Source organism: Leptolyngbya sp. CALU 1928, assembly GCF_056784215.1.
Genome location: NZ_JBXBCE010000001.1, coordinates 2,757,308 through 2,776,107 on the forward strand (window position 1 = coordinate 2,757,308; position 18,800 = coordinate 2,776,107).

Consider the following 18,800-nt stretch of genomic DNA (forward strand, 5'->3'; position numbering starts at 1 on the left):
AGATACTCGTGTTTCTACGTAGAGAGTCGTAAAGTTAGCGTTGTTTCATGAAGGTATGAATTTGAACTTGTCATGCTAGATCGAGTAGGGCGAAGTGGAGTATTTATCGACATTCGACGAGTTATGTTGAAAATACCTCAGTGTCTAGCAGCACCCTTTATTGTGCCTCAAACCGATTCATTTGATCCTGATGCTGCCGTGTTAGAGCGCAGGACTCTGCGGAAACCTTGCCATTCGTCATTCGCCATTTCTTCACTTCTGCCGTCTGCATCACTCTCCTAGCAAACGTTTGCTGCTAGGATGAGAGGCTTAATTCATCTACGTCGATCGCATACTCCATTCAGTTCGCTTTTCCGCAACAGGGGGCATCTATGGCGCTTGAAAAAAATGGCAATGGCACTACAAAATCGAAGCATATTGTTCTGACCTCTCATCCAACCCGGTTTGGACCCAAGCCCATTCCAATTCACTGGGGAGCCGCTGATCCTTTGAAGCGAGGGGCGATCATTGGCACGTTGACCAATTCTGCTCAGCGAAATGTGATTGGTTCTCATTCGGGAGCCTATGGCATCTATCGGGCGCTAGCGGTTGCCAGTGGGCAATTACAGGCAGATCATCGCGCTGATTTAACCAATACGGCTCCCGCTGATTTGGTTGGACCTCATGCCGCCTGGTTTGACCCCCAAAAAATTGTCTCGCTTGATCCCTTTGGCGCATTAGTTGGAGAACTCTATGCCTCGCTGTATGAAGCTGGATACGATATTCGCCCGACGATCGCAGTCACTCAAGCTCACATCAATATGCCCGAACTGGTGGAGGCGATCGCCAAAGGACGTTTGCAGGTAGACGGCAAGATTATGAAGGCGGGCGGCGATCTGGTGGTGACGAAGGCGGCGATCGAACCCGTCTGGTATCTACCCGGAATTGCTCAGCGGCTTGGGGTGACGGAATCCGATTTGCGACGGGCACTGTTTGAACAAACGGGCGGCATGTTTCCAGAATTGGTTACCCGTCCTGATTTGCATGTGTTTTTACCGCCGATTGGGGGTGCAACGGTCTATGTGGTGGGCGATCCGGCTGCCATTACCGACCCCACTAAACCCTTAGCCGTGCGGGTTCATGATGAATGCAATGGCTCGGATGTGTTCGGCTCGGATATTTGCACCTGTCGCCCCTACTTGGTTCACGGCATCGAAGCCTGTGTGCAAACTGCACAAGAAGGTGGAGCCGGGGTCATTGTCTACTGGCGAAAGGAAGGACGGGCGCTGGGAGAAGTGACCAAGTTTTTGGTATACAACGCTCGCAAGCGGCAAGAGGGGGGCGATCGCGCCGATGCCTACTTTGCCCGTACCGAATGCGTGGCGGGTGTCCAGGATATGCGCTTCCAAGAACTGATGCCCGATGTGTTGCACTGGCTAGGCATTACCCGCATCGATCGCTTCATTTCAATGAGCAACATGAAATACGATGCTGTGGTTCAATCAGGCATCGAAATTGTGGAGCGTGTCCCCATTCCCCAGGATCTGATTCCCTTAGATGCTCAGGTGGAGATTGAAGCGAAGAAAGCCGCTGGCTACTACACCGATGGAGCGGTGCTATCAGCCTTGGGACTGGCAGATATAAAAGGACGGGATCTGGCTGAATAATGCTGAGTGAATCCGATATTTTAACCGAGCCGCTAGATCAGGTTGCCTATCTGCGATCGCCTCATGCCATTCGAGAACGCTGCACTCAGCTATTTGAACTGGCATTGAGCGATCGCCTAGCTCATTTTTGCTGTGATCTAACCCAGTTAGAACCTACTGCCGACTATGTTCTGCGCGTCATGCGACAGGAATATCCTAGTCTAGATATCCCCTTTCATAGCCGCTGGCGACATTTTGAAGTAGGTAATCTCAGCCGCTTAATCTACTTAGAGCAATTACTAAGCGGGTTAACGCCGATTGAAAAAGCTCGTGCCAAGTTTGATTTGGCGATCGTCAGCGTCTTGCTGGATGCCGGAGCCGGAGCCGCATGGCACTACACCGAAGCCAGTACCAGTCAAACATTCAGCCGCTCGGAAGGATTAGCGATCGCCAGCTTTTGGATGGTCTGTCAAGGGATTTTCTCTAGCGATCGCGCTCACCCACTCCAAGTGGATGCCCAAGCGCTGCAAGCACTCACCGAAGAGTCCCTAGCGACGGGCTTTCAAGTATCGGCTGTAAATCCGCTTGTGGGTTTATCCGGTCGCACCCAATTGTTGCAGCAACTTGGACATACCTTGCCCCGCCATCCACACCTATTTGGCACCCAATCTCCCCGCCCTGGAATGCTAGTCGATTACTTACTAGCGCGATCTCACAACGGCACCCTTGCCGCTGCCCAAGTCTTCAGCGCTGTTTTAGAAGGCTTCAGCGACATTTGGTCAGGGCGACTCACCCTCGCCAGAATGAACCTCGGTGACGTGTGGACTCACTCCGCTCTGTTCCCTACTCCCGTTCGGCTGAGCGCTCACGTCGAAGCCTATTCCCTATTCCCTTCCCTCATCCCTTTCCATAAACTCTCCCAATGGCTCACCTATTCCCTGCTCGAACCCCTACAAGAACTTGGCTTAGAAATTACTGGACTGGACGAGTTAACTGGCTTGCCCGAATACCGTAACGGCGGTTTATGCATTGACCTAGGGCTGCTACAAGTGAAAGATTTAACTATTCTGGAACAACCGCAGCTTGTTAGCTCTGAAGCGATCGTCGAATGGCGTGCCCTCACCGTGATTTTGCTTGATCGCATCGCCGCTACCATCCGCCAAAAACTCGGCATGACCGCGATCGACCTACCCCTCGTCAAAATTCTCCAAGGCGGCACCTGGACAGCCGGACGACAAATTGCCGCACACCTTCGATCCAACGGCACCCCCCCCATTCAAATCACCAGTGACGGCACAGTCTTTTAAAAAATGCCGAATGCTGAATGCCAAGTTCTAACATCCCTCCACCTGAAACCCTACCCCTGATACCTACTCCTCCCATGCCTGCCAAAGTAACCGTCATCGACCATCCCTTAATTCAGCACAAGTTAACCCTCATGCGGCGGCAGGAGACAAGTACGGCGAAGTTCCGATCGCTACTCACCGAGATTAGTATGCTGCTGGCGTATGAGGTGACCCGTGATTTGCCGCTGAAATATGAGGTGATTCAAACTCCGTTGGCAGAGATGAAAGCGCCCGTGCTGGCTCCTGAAAAAAAGCTAGTGATTGTCTCGATTATGCGGGCAGGGCAGGGCATTTTGGATGGCATGTTGCAGTTGATGCCATCGGCGCGGGTGGGGCATATTGGGCTATACCGTGACCCCCATACGCTGACCCCGGTGGAATATTATTTCAAAGTGCCCCACGATATTGAAGAGCGCGACATGATTGTGGTAGACCCGATGGTTGCAACGGGAAATTCGGCGATCGCGGCGGTGGATCGGCTCAAAGAAACCAATCCTAAATCGCTGAAGCTAGTTTGCCTGTTAGCAGCACCAGAGGGGATCACCAATTTTCATGATCACCATCCTGATGTGCCGATCTACACGGCGGCGATTGATGATTGCTTGGATGAACACGGCTACATTATTCCGGGCTTGGGTGATGCCGGCGATCGCCTATTTGGTACAAAATGAATCTGCGGAACGAGGGTATTTAAGCCTGAATCTACTCTCCTTGAACCATCTTCACCGAACCGTTATGGAAACTTATCTGCTGGTGAAACTGCATCCTCAAGTGATTACCCCAGAGGCATTTCTACCCTTTGGACAAGTAATTTTTGCCTGCCCAGATGATCAGCCCTATAGCGATCGCGATGCCCAACTTCAGCTTCAAAACGGCATCCCGCGCCTTTACATCATGCGTCAACACAATCGCGGACTTAAATTCAACCACATTACTCGACACCAACGCTGCACTCAATGCTTAGGCGCATTAGAAGGGAAAGAATGGTTGATGGCAGTAGCAGCATCCACTGAAGCGGCTATTCCAGAGTGGGAAAGTATCACCGCCTTTCGGATTCCAGGCAACTGTTTTATTAAGCTGCATGGGGGAACTTGGCACGCAGGACCCTATTTTGAGCAAGCAACCATCGACTTTTATAGTTTGGAACTAAGCGATACCAATGAAGTAGATCATCACACTTGCAACTTGCTCGAAACCTATGGAGTAGATTTTGAAATTGTGCCGGATTCTAGCCGGGGTAGTGTTTGCTGAGTAAATCGCTGTAAGCTAAACCTCAGAGAGTTTTGGAAAGTAAACCCATGAAAGACAAACTGCTGGACTGGCTGAATCTGGCGTTGATGGCAAATTTGTTTTTTGTGTTGTTCTGTTTTGGCTGGTTAGCGATCGCGGTTGTTGGACGTTCCACGGGCGTTTCGCTCGGCTTGGATACTTGGTACAAGCTCTGGCAACCTGTGGTGCAGCCTGCCCTGGGGATTTTGATGACCGGCGCGATCGTCAGCGGCGTTTCAGGTTGGATAGCAAACAAGTTTGATCGGGCTAGCTAAAGTCGAAAAAGTCTAAATACGCTCTTCTGTCGGAGGTTGACGCAATCCTTCGCGAAATTCCATGACGGCATCAAATTGATCGAGGGGGCGAATGTGCCGAGACAACACCGCAATATCCAGATTGGGTAACAGGTTGCTGCTTGGGATCAACTCATAGCCCTGCGATCGCAAGTAATAAATTGCAAACTGATTGTTCTCCCAAAACCAGACTTCCGCCACGCCTAAGCCGCGATAAATTTCCAGCTTATCAACAGTGCCACTGCTGAGAATCACCTCAATCGCTATATCGGGTATGTCCTTTTTCTGTCCCAAACAATAGCACTCATCAGGTTCCAAACCCCGTTGTTGCGCTGCCTTGCGAAAAGTAGCAGACCCAATGCCATGAAACCGCGTCCGAGTTTCTTGGAAGTAAGCCTCCATCAGCATTGCAATCATTTTTTTCAACTCTTCATGCTCTGGCGATGTCGTCATAATTTCCAGTGTGCCTTCCAGGTAGCTCAACCGTAGAGTAGGGAAGTCGTCTCCCAAGGTTGCCAGCAATCCCTCATACTGTTGCCAACGGATGCCTTCTAGTACGACCCGCTGCTCAGCGATCGCGGGTGATTGTGATGGCTCTATCAGTTGAGAAGTCATGGATCACGCCTACCAGAACAAGTCCAAAAATTCTAACAAATCGCACATCCCCATGGGCAGGGGATCACTCGTGGGCTAACACTTCTTCCAATGCTGGCTTCAAATTAGCGTATTGATATTGAAATCCGGTAGTCTGGGTGCGTTGGGGTAACACTTGCTGACCTTGCAAAACCACGATCGCGCCATCCCCCAGCAATGCCTCGATCGCAAATGCAGGCACAGGCAACCAAGAAGGGCGATTCATTACCTGTCCCAACGTGTTACAAAATTCCGCCATGCGAACCGGGTTTGGAGCGGTTGCATTAAAAACTCCTTCCATGCTGGGCTGGGTTAAAGCCTGTAAAATTAAGTTGACTACATCCTCACGATGAATCCAGGAAAACCACTGTTTGCCCGTGCCAATCGGTCCGCCAGCAAATAGTTTAAATGGGGTCAACATTTTGGCGATCGCACCGCCCATGCCCAAGACAACGCCAAGCCGCAAAATCACCAGCCGTACACCCGCATCCTTCACCTTTTGGGCTTCTGCCTCCCAAAGCTTGCAGACTTCCGCTAAAAAGTCATTCCCTGCCGTGCTGGTTTCATCAAAGGTTGCCGTTTCGCTGGTGCCATAAAACCCGATCGCCGAGGCGCTGACCAATACTTGGGGCTTCGGATTTGCTTGGGCGATCGCCTCCACCAGTTTTTGCGTTCCCCCTTGCCGACTTTCCACAATACTTTGCTTATGATCTGCTGTCCACCGCTCCGAAATCGGTTCTCCTGCCAAATTCACCACGCCATCGCAGTTCGATAAACTCTGCTGCCATTCACCCGACTGTAATGGAGTGTATGCCATCACCTCCACCGCCGGAAAAGCTGCCGTGGGAAACATCCGCGTTGCCCGTTCTGGGTTTCTTGCCAGCACTAATACTTGATGCCCCTCTGCTTGCAGGCGCTCCACTAAACGGCTACCCACAAACCCTGTTGCCCCTGTCACTGCCACTCTCATGAAAACCTCTAAATCAATAGTTTAATCGTTGTTGGCTTCTATCTGGTTGCCTTCAACTCCTCGCTTTCTCCCGCCCTTCAGTTTAAGCCATTGAGGTTTTTTGCTTGACTTCAAAGAGAGTTGCTTGCGATCGCCCTTGCATTTCAGCGATCGCTCACCCATTTGATTCATTTACTGAAACAAAACTCAGTTAGAAGTTGTTTGCACCAACTTACACTTACCCATTCTGAAAAATGGCAATACTCGCATACATATTTCAACTGGGACTGACTGACAACCAAGCGATCTAACGGTTCAAATCACCGGACACAGATAGCTTTTTAAACTCGCCAACCGCTTGAGTTTGTTTCGGGGTATTGGGATTGTTAGCTCTGTCATCAGTCACGCATCTAGTGAGTTGGCAAGAAACAAAGTTCCAAAAAGAATAGGATGCATATACGTTGTTTTCTCAACAGGAATAACAACTTTGTCATACGCAGGCTGGATGGCAACGCCAGGTTGAATTTTCCATTTTTTAAACTCTTCAACGAACCTACTCTTTTCCTCTTGGGTATGTCTGTTTATAGGAATAAACAGATAAAACCAAAACGACTTTATAGCAATAAGACGGATCTGAAATTTATTAGTTTGAGTTCCAGTGAATGAAATCTTGGCGCATCGCATTGCATCATGGCTAAATTGATCATCAATAACCTCCCCCTCCTCAGTGGTTGCTATTGAAGGAGTCACAATTTGAAGCCGAATCGAAAATCCTTTTGGTCTTTTACTTTCCCCTAATATGTATCCCTTAGCCTTCTGATGAGCAGCAATTGCTCTCTTATCATCCCCTACAGCACGACATGAGTTAAATGATGTTTTTAATAGAGAACGAAGGAGCAAATCATATGAGTATGTAAATACAACACCATTGCCTCTTTGTATGTGATCCTTTAATTGAGTGTCATACACTTCAGCCAAATACTGGTCTAGTTGGCTCAAGCGCCCATTATTACAGTTTGCACAAACGTCTTTGATAACTGGTTCACCTGTGTAGAACCTTCCTGTTTTTGCGCTGTAAGTCTTTAATTCAGATTCCCATCGCTCAATTAGTGCTCTAGACCAAATGTGCTCTTTTGTCATAGCTCCTTCAACATCGCAATACGCGCAGGCTCTAGACATGAAGTAAGACCTTCCAAGTTAAATTCGGTTATGGCTAACAGCTTAATATAATGAAAATTTTCGTATAGGTTTCCATTTTGAGCAATTATCTAAAAGATTTCTGAATAATTTACTTTTGAGGGTAGTTATCCACAAAATTTCCGTGGCTAGCAGCATGACCAGGCGATCGCCTCTTCAACCACTAAAGATTTTCTAAGGTAAGACAAAAAAGCTAGTGTGAATGGCGAATGAAAGGTGGTGCGATCGCACCCTTTCCTCAAAAAACGCGTGTGCAACTTCATCATTCATCATCCGAGAATGTAAAATCTCTGTCCATTCCGCCGCTCGTTTGACCAAAGCAGGCATCACTTGGATAAACGCTTGCACTTGTGCTTGCACATCAAATGATTCCAAGAAATGCACCAGGCTAAACATCACTTCGGGCTGCTGGCAGGCGTCATCCAGAATCAAGTGTAGGCTCGGCAAATCCTCAGGGTCAGGCTTTTGGGCGAGTTTTGCTAAGGTTTGTTCAAAGATGGCGACTTCATCGGGCGATCGCATCAATCGATTGGCTTCTAGCACTTCAATCAGCGAATTTTGAGTCATACAGTGCGCTCCTACTTCTCAAAAACACCAGACCAAACCGATTGGTTCATTTGGATGACTGATCGTAAACTGCTTCTGATCGTTTCTGTATAAACGCTTTGCTGTTGGTAGAGCGATCGCAAATCTTGAGTTTCTCTAGCAAGAACCTGTCTGGGCAGGAGACTCAAATTTGGAGATTGCCCATAGGAAAGTGTTTGTCTATGGCGACCGCCTGCACCCGGTATTGGATGCTCCATCATGATAGCAATTCCCAAATTGCGCGCATAGTTTGACACCTTAGCTGCCATGTATGCATTGGATGGGACATGATGCGGAGTCAAATTATCGCCTCTGCGCCCAAGTTTTAGTAAGTCTCCATATCGCCCAACCGTTCCTTCACCCTCCAATAGCTCAGAAATACTGCCTTCCTCCAACACATCATTGACTCGCAAATGTCCCTAATCTAAAGCGATCGCGCCGTGTCAAAAAATCATATTCAGGGCAGCGCAATTTGAAAATTGAATTACCCTTCTTTTTTAGGTTTGTAAGTCGAGGCGACGTGCAGTTCCTTGAGTTGCTTGTCATCCACGGGGGAAGGAGCAGTGGTCAGCAGGCAGCGGGCTTGCTGAGTTTTTGGGAAGCTGATGACATCGCGGATGGAGTCTTCTCCTGCTAGCAGCATCACCAGCCGATCAACTCCGTAGGCAATGCCACCGTGGGGAGGTGCGCCGTATTCAAACGCTTCTAGCAAAAAGCCAAACTTTTCGTGAGCGTCTTCCGTGGAAAGTCCGATGGTTTCAAACACCTGCTGCTGCACGTCGGGCTGATAGATCCGCAGACTGCCGCCGCCGACTTCAAAGCCATTGAAGACGATATCGTAGGCTTGGGCACGAGCGGTTTTGAGGTCATGCAGATCTTCGGGGAAGGGTGCGGTGAAGGGATGGTGCAATGCCTCCAACCGTTTTTCGTCGGCATTCCACTCAAACATGGGGAAGTCGGTGATCCAGAGCAGGTTGATTTTGTCAGGATCGATCAGGTTCTGTTCACGGGCGATCGCTTGACGCAGGCGATCGAGGGTTTTGTTCACCGTTGCTGTATCTCCAGCCGCAAACAGCAGTAAGTGTCCAGACTGAGCGCCCGTTCGGGTAAGAATTTCCTGCTTCTGCTCGTCGCTGAGGTTGTCTTTAATCGCGCCGATCGTGTCAATTTCGCCATCGCGGACGCGGATATAGGCGAGTCCCCGTGCTCCAGCGGTTTCCGCTTCTTTAAACAGATCGCCGCCCGGTTTAATCCGCACATTGGAGATCGCATCATTGCCACCGGGAATCGGCAAAATTTTGACGATGCCGCCCTTAGACACTGCATCTGCAAAGACTTTGAAGCCGCAGCCTGTGACCACATCCGACACATCCACCAGTTCCAGCCCATAGCGGGTATCGGGCTTGTCGCAGCCGTAGCGATCCATTGCTTCGGCATAGGTAAGGCGCGGGAAAGGCAGCGGCAAATCGATATTTTTGATCACCTTAAACAGATGCGCCATCAGCTTTTCGTTCAGTTCCAGCAGGGCTTCTTGATCCAAAAAGCTCATTTCCATGTCTAGCTGGGTAAATTCGGGCTGGCGATCGGCGCGTAGATCTTCATCGCGAAAGCAACGAGCGATTTGATAGTAGCGATCGCAGCCTGCCACCATCAACAACTGCTTAAACAACTGCGGCGATTGGGGCAATGCATACCACTCATTCGGATTCACCCGCGACGGCACCAAATAATCCCGCGCTCCTTCTGGCGTGGATTTCGTCAGAATCGGCGTTTCCACCTCCATGAAGCCCTGCTCATCTTCCAGATAGCGACGCAGGGTTTTGATCACCTCATGCCGCAGCCGTAGATTTCGGCTCATGCGCTCTCGCCGAATATCCAAATAGCGATATTTCAAGCGCAACTCTTCCCGCACAGTCTCGTTTTCCGCGCTGGAGATTTGGAACGGCAGCGGCTTCCGCACCGCGTTGAGAATCTGAATATCATCGGCATAAATTTCAATTTCGCCAGTGCCCAACTTGGGATTAAGCGAGTCTTCCGGGCGTTGGGTTACACGACCCGTAATTTGCACCACGTCTTCATTTCTTAGATCACCTGCTTGGTTATAAGAAGCCGGAGTGCGAACGGGATCGCTGACAATTTGAACAATGCCCTCGCGATCGCGCAAGTCAATAAAAATCACGCCCCCATGATCCCGGCGACGATCCACCCAGCCGCAAAGGGTGACAGTCTCTCCAATATGTTCGGCGCGGATTTGACCGCAGTAATGGGTTCGCATGGCTGTTGAACGTAAGTGGTGATTATGGTTCAGTCTAACGCCCAAGCAGGGCATTGCAGTTTACCGGGCTACCTGAGCGTTAAAGCAAACTTCATTATGCCTGATAGGGGCACTTGGCAATAGAATTTGGGCTTTGGCGAAACCTCTGCTAATGGAGGATTGCGCTCACTAAATGCAAAGTAACCGTGAAAAGTTGGCAAAACAAGAACGGCGGCTGAAAATAGAACGGTAAGATAAAAATGCCAGCTTTTCCCCCTTTATTCGTGATCAAACCAGCATGAGCGAACTAGATCAACAACTCCGCGAGTTGGTCATCGAAGCCTGCAAGCATCCGCCAGGAAGCACTCCCCGGCAGCGCAACCTAACGCGGGTGATTCGCTTGGTATCGCCCAAACTGTGGCGGGAGAGCGTGCCCTACTATCAAGATGCCGTGCAGCAAACTTGGGTTTACTTTTGCAAACACATCTGCGGCAGCTACGATCCTGAACTAGGCAGCGTGCCCACTTGGTTAAATGCTTATCTAAAATTTCGCCTGCGAGACTTCAGCACTGATTCACAAAAGCGACGAGTCACAGAAATTCCTTCCCAAATAGAGCGAGATGGCGAGGTGCTTAATCGGATTGAAACGATCCCCGCTAAGCCTGAAGCAGAGCCATTGTTGGAAATTGTGGAAGCGTGGGTAAGGGCAGATACAAAGGACGAACTGAAAAGTCTGCATATTAAAGGACACCCAGAAGTCAATGCTCAGATGTTGATTTTGCGGCAACTTTCAGAAACGAAGTGGAAAGACTTAGCTGATGAGTTTGGAGTCAGCATTTCAACCCTCAGCAGTTTTTATCAACGACAATGTTTGCCCCGCTTGCGTAACTTTGGTGAGTCCGAGGGATATATCGATAGTCATTAAAGATTTTGCCTTGGAGAAACCAACATGATTCAATCAATCGATCAATTTGCTCTACCTTTGCCGATTACTCAGGCAACCCGCCAAACGGCACAAGAGTTTGCCAATCAGTACTCCAATCCTCACAAATCAGAACAAGTGAGGCTAAATACGCTAGCGGTGCTGGTGGTGAATGACTATCTTCAGCTTATGGAGATTCCTACCAATTTGACGGCAAGCGATAGCTGGAATCAGGTGTTGCGTCTGTGTGCCGATGCAGCGGATTTGCAGGTGACTGGACTGGGACGATTGGAATGTCGCCCGGTATTGCCTAATCAGACCTTTTGCCCAGTGCCGCCCGAAACTTGGGGCGATCGCATTGGCTATGTGGTGGTGGAACTGGATGAAGCAGCAGAATCGGCGCAATTGTTGGGGTTTGTGCCCAGAGCCACTACGGAAGAATTGCCCCTGAGCCAGTTGCGATCGCCCGAAGAATTGCTCGATCATCTGGCAGCGTTGCGTCATCCCCAACCGAGCGTTTTAGTGAACCTGAGCCAGTGGATGCAAGGCGCGATCGACGAAGGCTGGCAAACCCTGGAAGCCCTTTTGAATCCGGCTCAACTTAGCCCCGCGATCGCCTTTCGGGGTCGTCTAGGGTCACAAGCCCCCGCAAAACGGATCAACCTCAATGGCGTAACGGCTGTATTAGCAGTGGATGCGCGTCCTCTAGTCGATGAATCAACGGATATTTGCCTCCAACTGCACCCGCCGATTGATGGCTTTCTGCCGATTGGCACCCGATTTTCTGTCCTCAATGAAGTCGGTGAAGTGGAATTAGAAACCACTGCCACAGGCACGGAAGATTTTTTGGAGTGGCAGATTGGATGTACCTCTGGCGATCGCTTCAGCGTCCAAGTCGCCCTCAACGAAGTCTATATCACCCAAGACTTTGTAATTTGATCCGAAAATCTCTACCCCTAACCCTTTCTAACCCATCCGAATCCATTCAAATCCATCCGAATCAATACTCTGTATCTCGCCCTTTGCCCTTCCCATGGCTAAATTAGTCATCCTAAAAATTATCGACGGCAGTTTTGAGCAAGGCTTTACCGTTATGCAGGAAATTGGGGAAGACAATCAGCGCCCCTCCAGCACCACCCTAGGAAAACTGCCGCCCTTGCCCGAAATGCCCTTGTACTATAGCCGCTGGAAAGAAAGTTACTGGCGGCTAGAATCACGCTATCGGATTACCGTCAAAAAAGGGCAAAAACCAAACGTATCCGTGCTGGATGACTGCCACAATGCCTCAAGAATGCTTAAGGCACGGCTCAACACCTGGTTTTTGGCGGAAGGCTATCGCAGTATTCGAGAGAAATGGCTTCAGCAGCTATCGCCTGAAGACGAGATTCGAGTTCTCATTCAGACTGAAGATAGCCAGATGCGCGCCTTGCCGTGGAATTTGCTGGAATTTTTAGAAGGCTACTCCAACGCCGAAATTGCCATCAGTGCGTTGAACCTGGAAGCGCCCCCCCAGCGCCACGTTTTGCCAAAACCCCGCGTGAATATCCTTTCGATTGTGGGCAACAGCGATGGGATTAATACTGGCATTGATCAAGGATTGCTCGATCGCCTGCCTCAAACCTATATTGAGCGGTTAATTGCCCCCGATCGCAAAACCTTGACCGACCAGCTTTGGAATACCCCTTGGGATATTCTCTTTTTTGCCGGACACAGCACCAGTCAGGATGGCAAAGGGCGCATTTTCCACAACAAAACCGATAGCTTGACCATGGGCGAACTCAAATATGCCCTGCAAAGATCGGTTGCCAATGGCTTACAGCTTGCCATCTTCAACTCCTGCGATGGCTTGGATATTGCGCGAGAACTGGCAGAACTCAACATTCCCCAAATTATCGTCATGCGGGAACCCGTGCCTGATTTGGTTGCCCAAGAGTTTCTGGCATACTTTTTGAATGAATATACTCAGGGCAAACCCCTTTATCTAGCAGTACGGGCGGCAAGAGAACGCTTGCAGGGCATGGAAGATCGCTTTCCTTGCGCGACTTGGCTGCCGCTGATTTGCCAAAACCCCACCGTATCGCCGCCTCTGTGGCAAGACTTTTTGCAGCCAGAACCCGTTCCAGAACTAGCGCTAGCGTCTACAACGATGCCTGTTCGTCGGAGTTTGGCGATCGCCCTATTCACCAGCTTTACCGCCGCCGTTTTAGTCGGAGCCGTGCGCTTTTTGGGACTGTTGCAGCCTGTGGAACTTGCAGCCTTCGACCACCTAATGCGGCTGCGCCCTCCAGAACCCCCCGACTCCCGCCTGCTGGTAGTGGCGATCGATGATGAAGACCTGCAACAACAAAGGCGCACAGAAGACCTGAAAGGCACCTCCATTTCAGACCGCAACTTGGCTAAGCTGCTAAATTTGTTAATGAAGTATAAACCCCGCGCGATCGGGCTAGACATAAACCGCGATCGCACACAACTTCCTGACCTGGCTGCCCAATTTCGCACCAACGAAGCCCTGCTCAGCGTTTGCAAAGTAGGCGACAACCAAGCTAATCCCTACGGTATCGCGCCCCAACCTGACATTCCGCTTGACAGCTTTCGGGTTGGGTTTAGCGACTTTGTGGTAGACGTGGCGAATGGTGAAGTCGTCCGCCGCCATTTGCTCGGCATGAATTCTAAACATCAGCAAGAATCACGCTGTCAGGTTTCCATGGCTTTCAGCGTTGAACTAGTCCTGCGGTATCTCCAATTCGATCTAGACCCGGCGGAAACTGGACTTTTCCCACCGGCTGGCAACGAAACCTTCAAAATTCGGCTGATGCGATCGCCCAAAGACTTGATCCAAGTTCCCCATGGCTACGCATCCTTGCCCAAGCCTGCAACTGAAGCCATTTTTCCCTCGTTACCATCGCGACTGGGTGGCTATCAAGGACAAGACCTAGATGGGAAGAGCAGTCAGATTTTGCTAAACTATCGCGCTGGGAATGACTTGCGGGATATTGCCGTGCGAAAATCCCTGAGCTGGTTGCTTTCTCAAGAAAATCCTCCGTCGCCCCAAGAGTTAGATCAACTGATTCGAGACAAAGTGGTGTTAATCGGCGTAACGGCACGAGAAAAGGAGGATTATCATAAAACACCCTATGGCAAGACCTTTGACGATCGCACTCCTGGCATCTTTATCCATGCTCACATGCTGAGTCAATTGCTCAGCGCAGTGTTGGATGGGCGACCGATTCTGTGGGCATGGTCACCCTGGGGCGATTGGGGTTGGATTGTCGGCTGGTCTACCTTGGGCGGACTGCTGACATGGGGAGTCTATATCCGCCTTGGATCACGCCGGGTGATGGGTTTCCAGATTGCCTTGGTGCTGGGAGTGACTACGGGAGTTCTCTATGCAGTCTGCGCGGGCGGTTTGATTGTGTGGGCTGGCTGGCTACCCCTAATTCCGGCTGCTCTGGGGCTGTGGCTTGGAGGGGGCGGAGTCGCTTTAGCGCTTAGCCGTCATTCCCATAAACCATGAATGATTTTAATCAGATTTCAATTCAATATTTCAACTAAATTAGGAGGGCAATGATGAGGGGCATTCAACTAGGATTTGCAGGATGGAGTTTTGGCATTGCGATCGCGATCGCCAGTAGCCTAACCAATAGCGTCGTAATTCAGGCAACAGAAACAATTCAGCCCCAAGCAACTTCAGCATCTTTTGTCATAGCTCAAGGGCAATCGGCTCCAATGTACCTTGCCCGATCGGGGGGCAATCTTCGCTTAGCAAAAATTAGACGCAGCCCCCAAGGACCTGCAACAGGCGGGCGCATTCGGACTGGCTCTTCTCGGACTATCGCAAACAAGGCTGAACCCAGTATTTGCCCCAAAGTTGCACCTCCCCTGACTGCGTTAGTGTCGTTTGAAGAACAACCACGACCCGATAAACCTCCAAAAGTGAATGTGTGGGGCTACACGACCACCGCGCAGCCTACCCTATGGTTTTATATGCCCTACACCAAGACCCAAGCAATCCCGGCTGATTTGACGGTAGTAGATGACCAGTCGTTTGCGATCGCCATTCCTCCAATCCCGGTTCAATTGCCCAATAAACCCGGCATTATGGCGGTTCGCATTCCTTCCTCAGCCCCAGCCCTAGAAATTGGCAAACGCTATCGTTGGGCGCTGACCTTAAATTGTGCTTCTAGTGCCAATACGAGCGACAAAATGCAAGTTGAGGGCGTGATCGTGCGGGAAATGCCCAGCAAAGCGGCGATCGCAGAATTGGCAACTGCCCAAGGAGTTCAAAAAGCGGTAATATACGCAGAAAACGGCTTTTGGCATGATGCCCTGACCACCTTGGCAGAACTTCGCCAAAAAGACTTTGCCGACCCTAGCTTAAAAAGCGATTGGCAAAGTTTATTAGACAGTATGATGCTGTCGGGTTCGTCGCAAGAGTTCAACCCAAAAGAGGTTGTAGACCAGCCATTTGTCAATTAGAAAATTAAAGGCAAATTCCATAAGGGATCTGCTTTACTGCATGAATCCTCGAAACTAGGTCGGAATGTAATATTGCCGCGTCTTAGCCAGCTTGTGTTTAACTATTAACCAGAAACTATTCAAATTAAAGAGGTCATTATGGCGGCGATCGATCAAAAAGTCCCCAATGTTACATTCAAAACCCGTGTTCGCGATGAGTCAATCGAGGGTCCCAATCCATTCCGTTGGCAAGACACCACAACACAGGATCTTTTTAGCGGTAAACGAGTGATTGTGTTCTCTTTACCCGGTGCCTTCACGCCTACCTGTTCCACAAGTCATTTGCCCCGCTATGAAGAACTCTATGACGAGTTTCGAGCACAGGGCATTGATAGCATTATTTGTATTTCTGTGAATGATGCGTTTGTTATGTTTCAGTGGGGCAAAAACATGGGCGCTGAGCGTGTGTTTTTGCTGCCGGATGGCAATGGCGAATTTACCCGCAAAATGGGGATGTTGGTTGACAAAGCAAATCTGGGCTTTGGGATGCGTTCTTGGCGCTATTCCATGCTGGTAAATGATGGCGTGATCGAAAAGATGTTCGTTGAGCCAGATTTTGGCGATAACTGCCCGATCGACCCGTTTGAGGTCTCTGATGCAGATACGATGATGAACTATTTGAAGAGCGCTAAAGTTCCTGCATAGGCGATCGCGTTACCTTGGACATCGCAGTCGCGTTACTTTGTAACAATGGCGTTTCGTGAATTTCCATAAGGTGACTTTGCGAAACGCCCAACCTAATATTATTTCGAGGAAACTATGAGCTACGACTTTGATCTATTTGTAATTGGAGCGGGTTCTGGTGGAATCGCTACCGCTCGACGGGCAGCCGGGTATGGCGCAAAGGTCGGCATTGCTGAGTACGATCGCTTGGGTGGAACCTGCGTGAATCGGGGTTGCGTCCCCAAAAAATTGATGGTGTATGCCTCCCACTTTCCTCATGTATTTGAAGAAGCAAAAGGGTATGGATGGAGTGAGGTGAAAAGTTCCCTCAATTGGGACACCATGATTACGGCGGTGAACGATGAGGTCACGCGGTTGAATGGGATCTATCAACGCATGTTAGATGGTTCCAAAGTAGAACTGTTTCATGGGCGTGCGAGCTTTGTTGCTTCCCGCACGATCGCGATCGGTGACCAACAAATCACTGCGGACAAAATTCTAATTGCAGTAGGTGGTCAGCCTTATAGACCCAACATTTTAGGCATTGAACACGCCATCGTCTCGGATGACATTTTTAATCTCAAAGAACAACCCAAACGCATCGTCATTATAGGCGGTGGATATATTGGCTGTGAGTTTGCTTGCATCTTAAATGGAATGGGTACAGAAGTTATCCAAATCATTCGCGGCAACAAGATTTTACGTGGCTTTGATGATGACATTAGAACTGAAATTCAACAGGGAATGATCAACCATGGCATTCAGCTTTATACAGATGCCCAACTGATTGCAATTGAAAAAGATAACAATGGCGTTGCAGTTTCAGTCGGCAAAGGAGACACTGCCGAAACCGTTTACGCCGATGCTGTGAGCTTGGCAGCAGTGGGACGGAAACCCAATTTGCACAATCTAGGTTTGGAAAATACTGGGGTGAAATTGCACGATGGCGCGATCGCGGTTGACAAGTATAGTCACACCGCAGAAAAGCATATTTTTGCCTTGGGCGATTGCACTAACAATATCAATCTGACCCCGGTGGCAATCAATGAAGGTCGCGCTTTGGCAGATACCGTTTTTGGTGGTCAGTCGCGCTTCATGACCTACGAAAATATTCCGACTGCTGTGTTTACCTACCCTGAAGCGGCAACCGTTGGATTGACGGAAGCCGAAGCCCGTGAACAATACGGCGACTCGATAAAAATCTATCGCTCCAAGTTTCGCCCAATGTATTATACGTTGGCAGGCAAAGACGAAAAGACCTTGATGAAGCTAATTGTGGATGAGAAAACTGATAAGGTGCTAGGCGCTCATATGGTGGGCGATCATGCTGCTGAGATTATTCAAGGGGTGGCGATCGCTCTCAAGATGGGCGCAACGAAAGCTAACTTTGATGCCACTGTTGGCATTCATCCTAGTTCTGCCGAAGAGTTTGTCACCATGCGGTAATTTGTCGAGATGACCAAAAGGGTAGAAAGGGAGATCGCTCTACTCAAATGCCTCCAACCAAGCTTCAAGATCTGCGATCTCCCCAAAATCTAACAAAGCTTCACCGAAGTTTTCTAGCTGCTCGATAGAAAGGGTATTGATGCGCGGTCTTAAACCGTCTGGCAACTCTCCTAACTGTCGAGTAAGCTGACGGACTATCAGCGATCGTCCTGCCTCTTGCCTGCCCTCTTGCTTGCCTTCTTGCCTGCCTTCTTGCCTGCCTTCTTGCCTGCCTTCTTCTAAAATCTCTTGCACAATCACAGATTCACGCATCATGCCCTCTCGAAATATTTGCTGAATTAGGCTTCTTTCAAATCTTAACCCAGCCAAGATTTTTGCGTAGTCTAAAACTTCTTGACGGCGGCTATCTTCTAACTGGTTGACTCGTCGGGCAACGGATTCTAATAGGGGTTCGGGTGCTGTGGCTGCCGCCAATGTTGCCAAGGGTAATAAGGCGGGATCATTGAGCAAGACCGCCGGATCTTCTTCCCACAGGCGAATGACTCGGTAGCTATGACGAGTTTCACCCATCACAAAGGTTGTTTCAATCACTGTCTCTTCTGACGGCGGCAGCAACAGCACTACTACTTGAGCGATTGGTAATCGGTATAGTCGATAGAGCCGCACCCAATAATCCAACATCCGTAGCGGCATGGGTGGGTTCGAGTCCCACCGAGTCTGAAACTCTAAATGTAGAATTTGTCCTTGCAGTTGCAGGAGCGTCACATAGTCTGCGCGAATTGGCTCAATGCTCAACTCTGTTTTGAGGACTTCTACCGCGGGTTATGGTGTGCCTAAAACCCAACTGGCAAAACGGTCAGGATACTTTTCTGACAAGAGTTCGCAGATATTATCAAACGACCTGCACGGTGGGAATTAAATCTTGTTTATCCTAACCATCAGCGGTGTTTCTCAAAATGACAGCATAGTTCAACGATTTCTGTGGTAATTTGTCGTAGCCTGTGATTCTCGACGATGGTAAAAATGCAGGCAATAATAGCATCAGCTTGTTCTGCCAATGGTTGAAAGTTCCTATGCCTGCTCCTCTTCTGTTGAGTCCTATA

Annotated in this window: 19 protein-coding genes; 11 read left to right on the forward strand and 8 right to left on the reverse strand. The window is 49.6% G+C overall.

Translation table 11 applies throughout. The features are described from left to right. The first annotated feature begins 371 nt into the window (after positions 1-371). The 5 genes from AC1S5B_RS12840 to AC1S5B_RS12860 are packed head-to-tail and all read left to right on the forward strand — an operon-like array spanning position 372 to position 4,515. A complete protein-coding gene (locus tag AC1S5B_RS12840) occupies positions 372-1,646 on the forward strand; it encodes a GTP cyclohydrolase II (RefSeq protein WP_482036061.1) in 1,275 nt (424 codons plus the stop codon). Further along, a complete protein-coding gene (locus tag AC1S5B_RS12845; protein ID WP_482036062.1) occupies positions 1,646-2,932 on the forward strand; it encodes a URC4/urg3 family protein in 1,287 nt (428 codons plus the stop codon). Before AC1S5B_RS12840 ends, AC1S5B_RS12845 begins: the two co-directional genes overlap by 1 nt. A gap of 17 nt (positions 2,933-2,949) precedes the next feature. Beyond that, complete coding sequence (upp, locus tag AC1S5B_RS12850) at positions 2,950-3,642, forward strand: uracil phosphoribosyltransferase (protein ID WP_482036063.1); 693 nt, start codon at positions 2,950-2,952, stop codon at positions 3,640-3,642. Further along, positions 3,578-4,222, forward strand: a complete 645-nt coding sequence (locus AC1S5B_RS12855) for an ureidoglycolate lyase (protein ID WP_482036064.1) — start codon at positions 3,578-3,580, stop codon at positions 4,220-4,222. The genes upp and AC1S5B_RS12855 overlap by 65 nt, the downstream gene beginning before the upstream one ends. A 47-nt stretch (positions 4,223-4,269) precedes the next feature. After that, a complete protein-coding gene (locus AC1S5B_RS12860; RefSeq protein WP_482036065.1) occupies positions 4,270-4,515 on the forward strand; it encodes a hypothetical protein in 246 nt (81 codons plus the stop codon). Positions 4,516-4,527: 12 nt separating this feature from the next. On the opposite strand, the gene AC1S5B_RS12865 is transcribed toward AC1S5B_RS12860, so the two are convergent. The 7 genes from AC1S5B_RS12865 to aspS form a co-directional block, all read right to left on the reverse strand. After that, positions 4,528-5,148 carry a Uma2 family endonuclease gene (locus AC1S5B_RS12865; protein ID WP_482036066.1) on the reverse strand — a complete coding sequence of 207 codons (621 nt, stop codon included), beginning with the start codon at positions 5,146-5,148 and terminating at the stop codon, positions 4,528-4,530. A gap of 64 nt (positions 5,149-5,212) precedes the next feature. Beyond that, entirely contained in the window at positions 5,213-6,136 is a 924-nt protein-coding gene (thyD, locus tag AC1S5B_RS12870) for a thylakoid membrane protein ThyD (protein WP_482036067.1), read from the reverse strand. Positions 6,137-6,157: 21 nt separating this feature from the next. Then, on the reverse strand, positions 6,158-6,307 hold the full coding sequence (locus tag AC1S5B_RS12875) for a hypothetical protein (protein ID WP_482036068.1): 150 nt from the start codon (positions 6,305-6,307) through the stop codon (positions 6,158-6,160). Between the two features lie 210 nt (positions 6,308-6,517). Continuing rightward, a complete protein-coding gene (locus AC1S5B_RS12880; RefSeq protein WP_482036069.1) occupies positions 6,518-7,255 on the reverse strand; it encodes a hypothetical protein in 738 nt (245 codons plus the stop codon). Positions 7,256-7,486: 231 nt separating this feature from the next. Then, positions 7,487-7,879, reverse strand: a complete 393-nt coding sequence (locus AC1S5B_RS12885; protein ID WP_482036070.1) for an Imm30 family immunity protein — start codon at positions 7,877-7,879, stop codon at positions 7,487-7,489. A gap of 11 nt (positions 7,880-7,890) precedes the next feature. Continuing rightward, the gene (locus AC1S5B_RS12890) at positions 7,891-8,310 is read right to left on the reverse strand and encodes a hypothetical protein (RefSeq protein WP_482036071.1); all 420 of its coding nucleotides are present in this window, start codon (positions 8,308-8,310) and stop codon (positions 7,891-7,893) included. 71 nt (positions 8,311-8,381) lie between these two features. Beyond that, on the reverse strand, positions 8,382-10,172 hold the full coding sequence (aspS, locus tag AC1S5B_RS12895; RefSeq protein ID WP_482036072.1) for an aspartate--tRNA ligase: 1,791 nt from the start codon (positions 10,170-10,172) through the stop codon (positions 8,382-8,384). Positions 10,173-10,449: 277 nt separating this feature from the next. Here aspS and AC1S5B_RS12900 point away from each other — a divergent pair, with 277 nt between their 5' ends. The 6 genes from AC1S5B_RS12900 (at position 10,450) to gor (ending at position 17,697) form a co-directional block, all read left to right on the forward strand. Continuing rightward, a complete protein-coding gene (locus AC1S5B_RS12900; RefSeq protein WP_482036073.1) occupies positions 10,450-11,076 on the forward strand; it encodes a sigma-70 RNA polymerase sigma factor region 4 domain-containing protein in 627 nt (208 codons plus the stop codon). 24 nt (positions 11,077-11,100) lie between these two features. Continuing rightward, complete coding sequence (locus AC1S5B_RS12905; protein ID WP_482036074.1) at positions 11,101-12,012, forward strand: DUF1822 family protein; 912 nt, start codon at positions 11,101-11,103, stop codon at positions 12,010-12,012. Between the two features lie 94 nt (positions 12,013-12,106). Beyond that, positions 12,107-14,587 carry a CHASE2 domain-containing protein gene (locus AC1S5B_RS12910; protein ID WP_482036075.1) on the forward strand — a complete coding sequence of 827 codons (2,481 nt, stop codon included), beginning with the start codon at positions 12,107-12,109 and terminating at the stop codon, positions 14,585-14,587. Positions 14,588-14,637: 50 nt separating this feature from the next. Further along, positions 14,638-15,549: a DUF928 domain-containing protein gene (locus AC1S5B_RS12915; RefSeq protein WP_482036076.1), complete on the forward strand. Its 912-nt coding sequence runs from the start codon at positions 14,638-14,640 to the stop codon at positions 15,547-15,549. A 138-nt stretch (positions 15,550-15,687) separates the two neighbouring features. Beyond that, entirely contained in the window at positions 15,688-16,233 is a 546-nt protein-coding gene (locus AC1S5B_RS12920) for a redoxin family protein (RefSeq protein ID WP_482036077.1), read from the forward strand. A 114-nt stretch (positions 16,234-16,347) separates the two neighbouring features. Beyond that, positions 16,348-17,697, forward strand: coding sequence for a glutathione-disulfide reductase (gor, locus tag AC1S5B_RS12925; RefSeq protein ID WP_482036078.1), 1,350 nt, complete (start codon positions 16,348-16,350; stop codon positions 17,695-17,697). 39 nt (positions 17,698-17,736) lie between these two features. On the opposite strand, the gene AC1S5B_RS12930 is transcribed toward gor, so the two are convergent. Beyond that, on the reverse strand, positions 17,737-18,492 hold the full coding sequence (locus AC1S5B_RS12930) for an Rpn family recombination-promoting nuclease/putative transposase (RefSeq protein ID WP_482036079.1): 756 nt from the start codon (positions 18,490-18,492) through the stop codon (positions 17,737-17,739). Positions 18,493-18,800 lie beyond the last annotated feature (308 nt).

What these genes read in the sequence shown, in the direction of transcription:
- AC1S5B_RS12860 (WP_482036065.1), top strand. Translation starts at nt 4,270, where the DNA reads ATGAAAGACAAACTGCTGGACTGGCTGAATCTGGCGTTGATGGCAAAT.
- AC1S5B_RS12910 (WP_482036075.1), top strand. Translation starts at nt 12,107, where the DNA reads ATGGCTAAATTAGTCATCCTAAAAATTATCGACGGCAGTTTTGAGCAA.
- aspS (WP_482036072.1), bottom strand. Translation starts at nt 10,172, where the DNA reads ATGCGAACCCATTACTGCGGTCAAATCCGCGCCGAACATATTGGAGAG.
- gor (WP_482036078.1), top strand. Translation starts at nt 16,348, where the DNA reads ATGAGCTACGACTTTGATCTATTTGTAATTGGAGCGGGTTCTGGTGGA.
- AC1S5B_RS12885 (WP_482036070.1), bottom strand. Translation starts at nt 7,879, where the DNA reads ATGACTCAAAATTCGCTGATTGAAGTGCTAGAAGCCAATCGATTGATG.
- AC1S5B_RS12900 (WP_482036073.1), top strand. Translation starts at nt 10,450, where the DNA reads ATGAGCGAACTAGATCAACAACTCCGCGAGTTGGTCATCGAAGCCTGC.
- AC1S5B_RS12875 (WP_482036068.1), bottom strand. Translation starts at nt 6,307, where the DNA reads ATGAATCAAATGGGTGAGCGATCGCTGAAATGCAAGGGCGATCGCAAG.
- AC1S5B_RS12905 (WP_482036074.1), top strand. Translation starts at nt 11,101, where the DNA reads ATGATTCAATCAATCGATCAATTTGCTCTACCTTTGCCGATTACTCAG.
- AC1S5B_RS12840 (WP_482036061.1), top strand. Translation starts at nt 372, where the DNA reads ATGGCGCTTGAAAAAAATGGCAATGGCACTACAAAATCGAAGCATATT.
- AC1S5B_RS12920 (WP_482036077.1), top strand. Translation starts at nt 15,688, where the DNA reads ATGGCGGCGATCGATCAAAAAGTCCCCAATGTTACATTCAAAACCCGT.
- AC1S5B_RS12915 (WP_482036076.1), top strand. Translation starts at nt 14,638, where the DNA reads ATGATGAGGGGCATTCAACTAGGATTTGCAGGATGGAGTTTTGGCATT.
- AC1S5B_RS12855 (WP_482036064.1), top strand. Translation starts at nt 3,578, where the DNA reads ATGAACACGGCTACATTATTCCGGGCTTGGGTGATGCCGGCGATCGCC.
- upp (WP_482036063.1), top strand. Translation starts at nt 2,950, where the DNA reads ATGCCAAGTTCTAACATCCCTCCACCTGAAACCCTACCCCTGATACCT.
- AC1S5B_RS12865 (WP_482036066.1), bottom strand. Translation starts at nt 5,148, where the DNA reads ATGACTTCTCAACTGATAGAGCCATCACAATCACCCGCGATCGCTGAG.
- thyD (WP_482036067.1), bottom strand. Translation starts at nt 6,136, where the DNA reads ATGAGAGTGGCAGTGACAGGGGCAACAGGGTTTGTGGGTAGCCGTTTA.
- AC1S5B_RS12845 (WP_482036062.1), top strand. Translation starts at nt 1,646, where the DNA reads ATGCTGAGTGAATCCGATATTTTAACCGAGCCGCTAGATCAGGTTGCC.
- AC1S5B_RS12880 (WP_482036069.1), bottom strand. Translation starts at nt 7,255, where the DNA reads ATGACAAAAGAGCACATTTGGTCTAGAGCACTAATTGAGCGATGGGAA.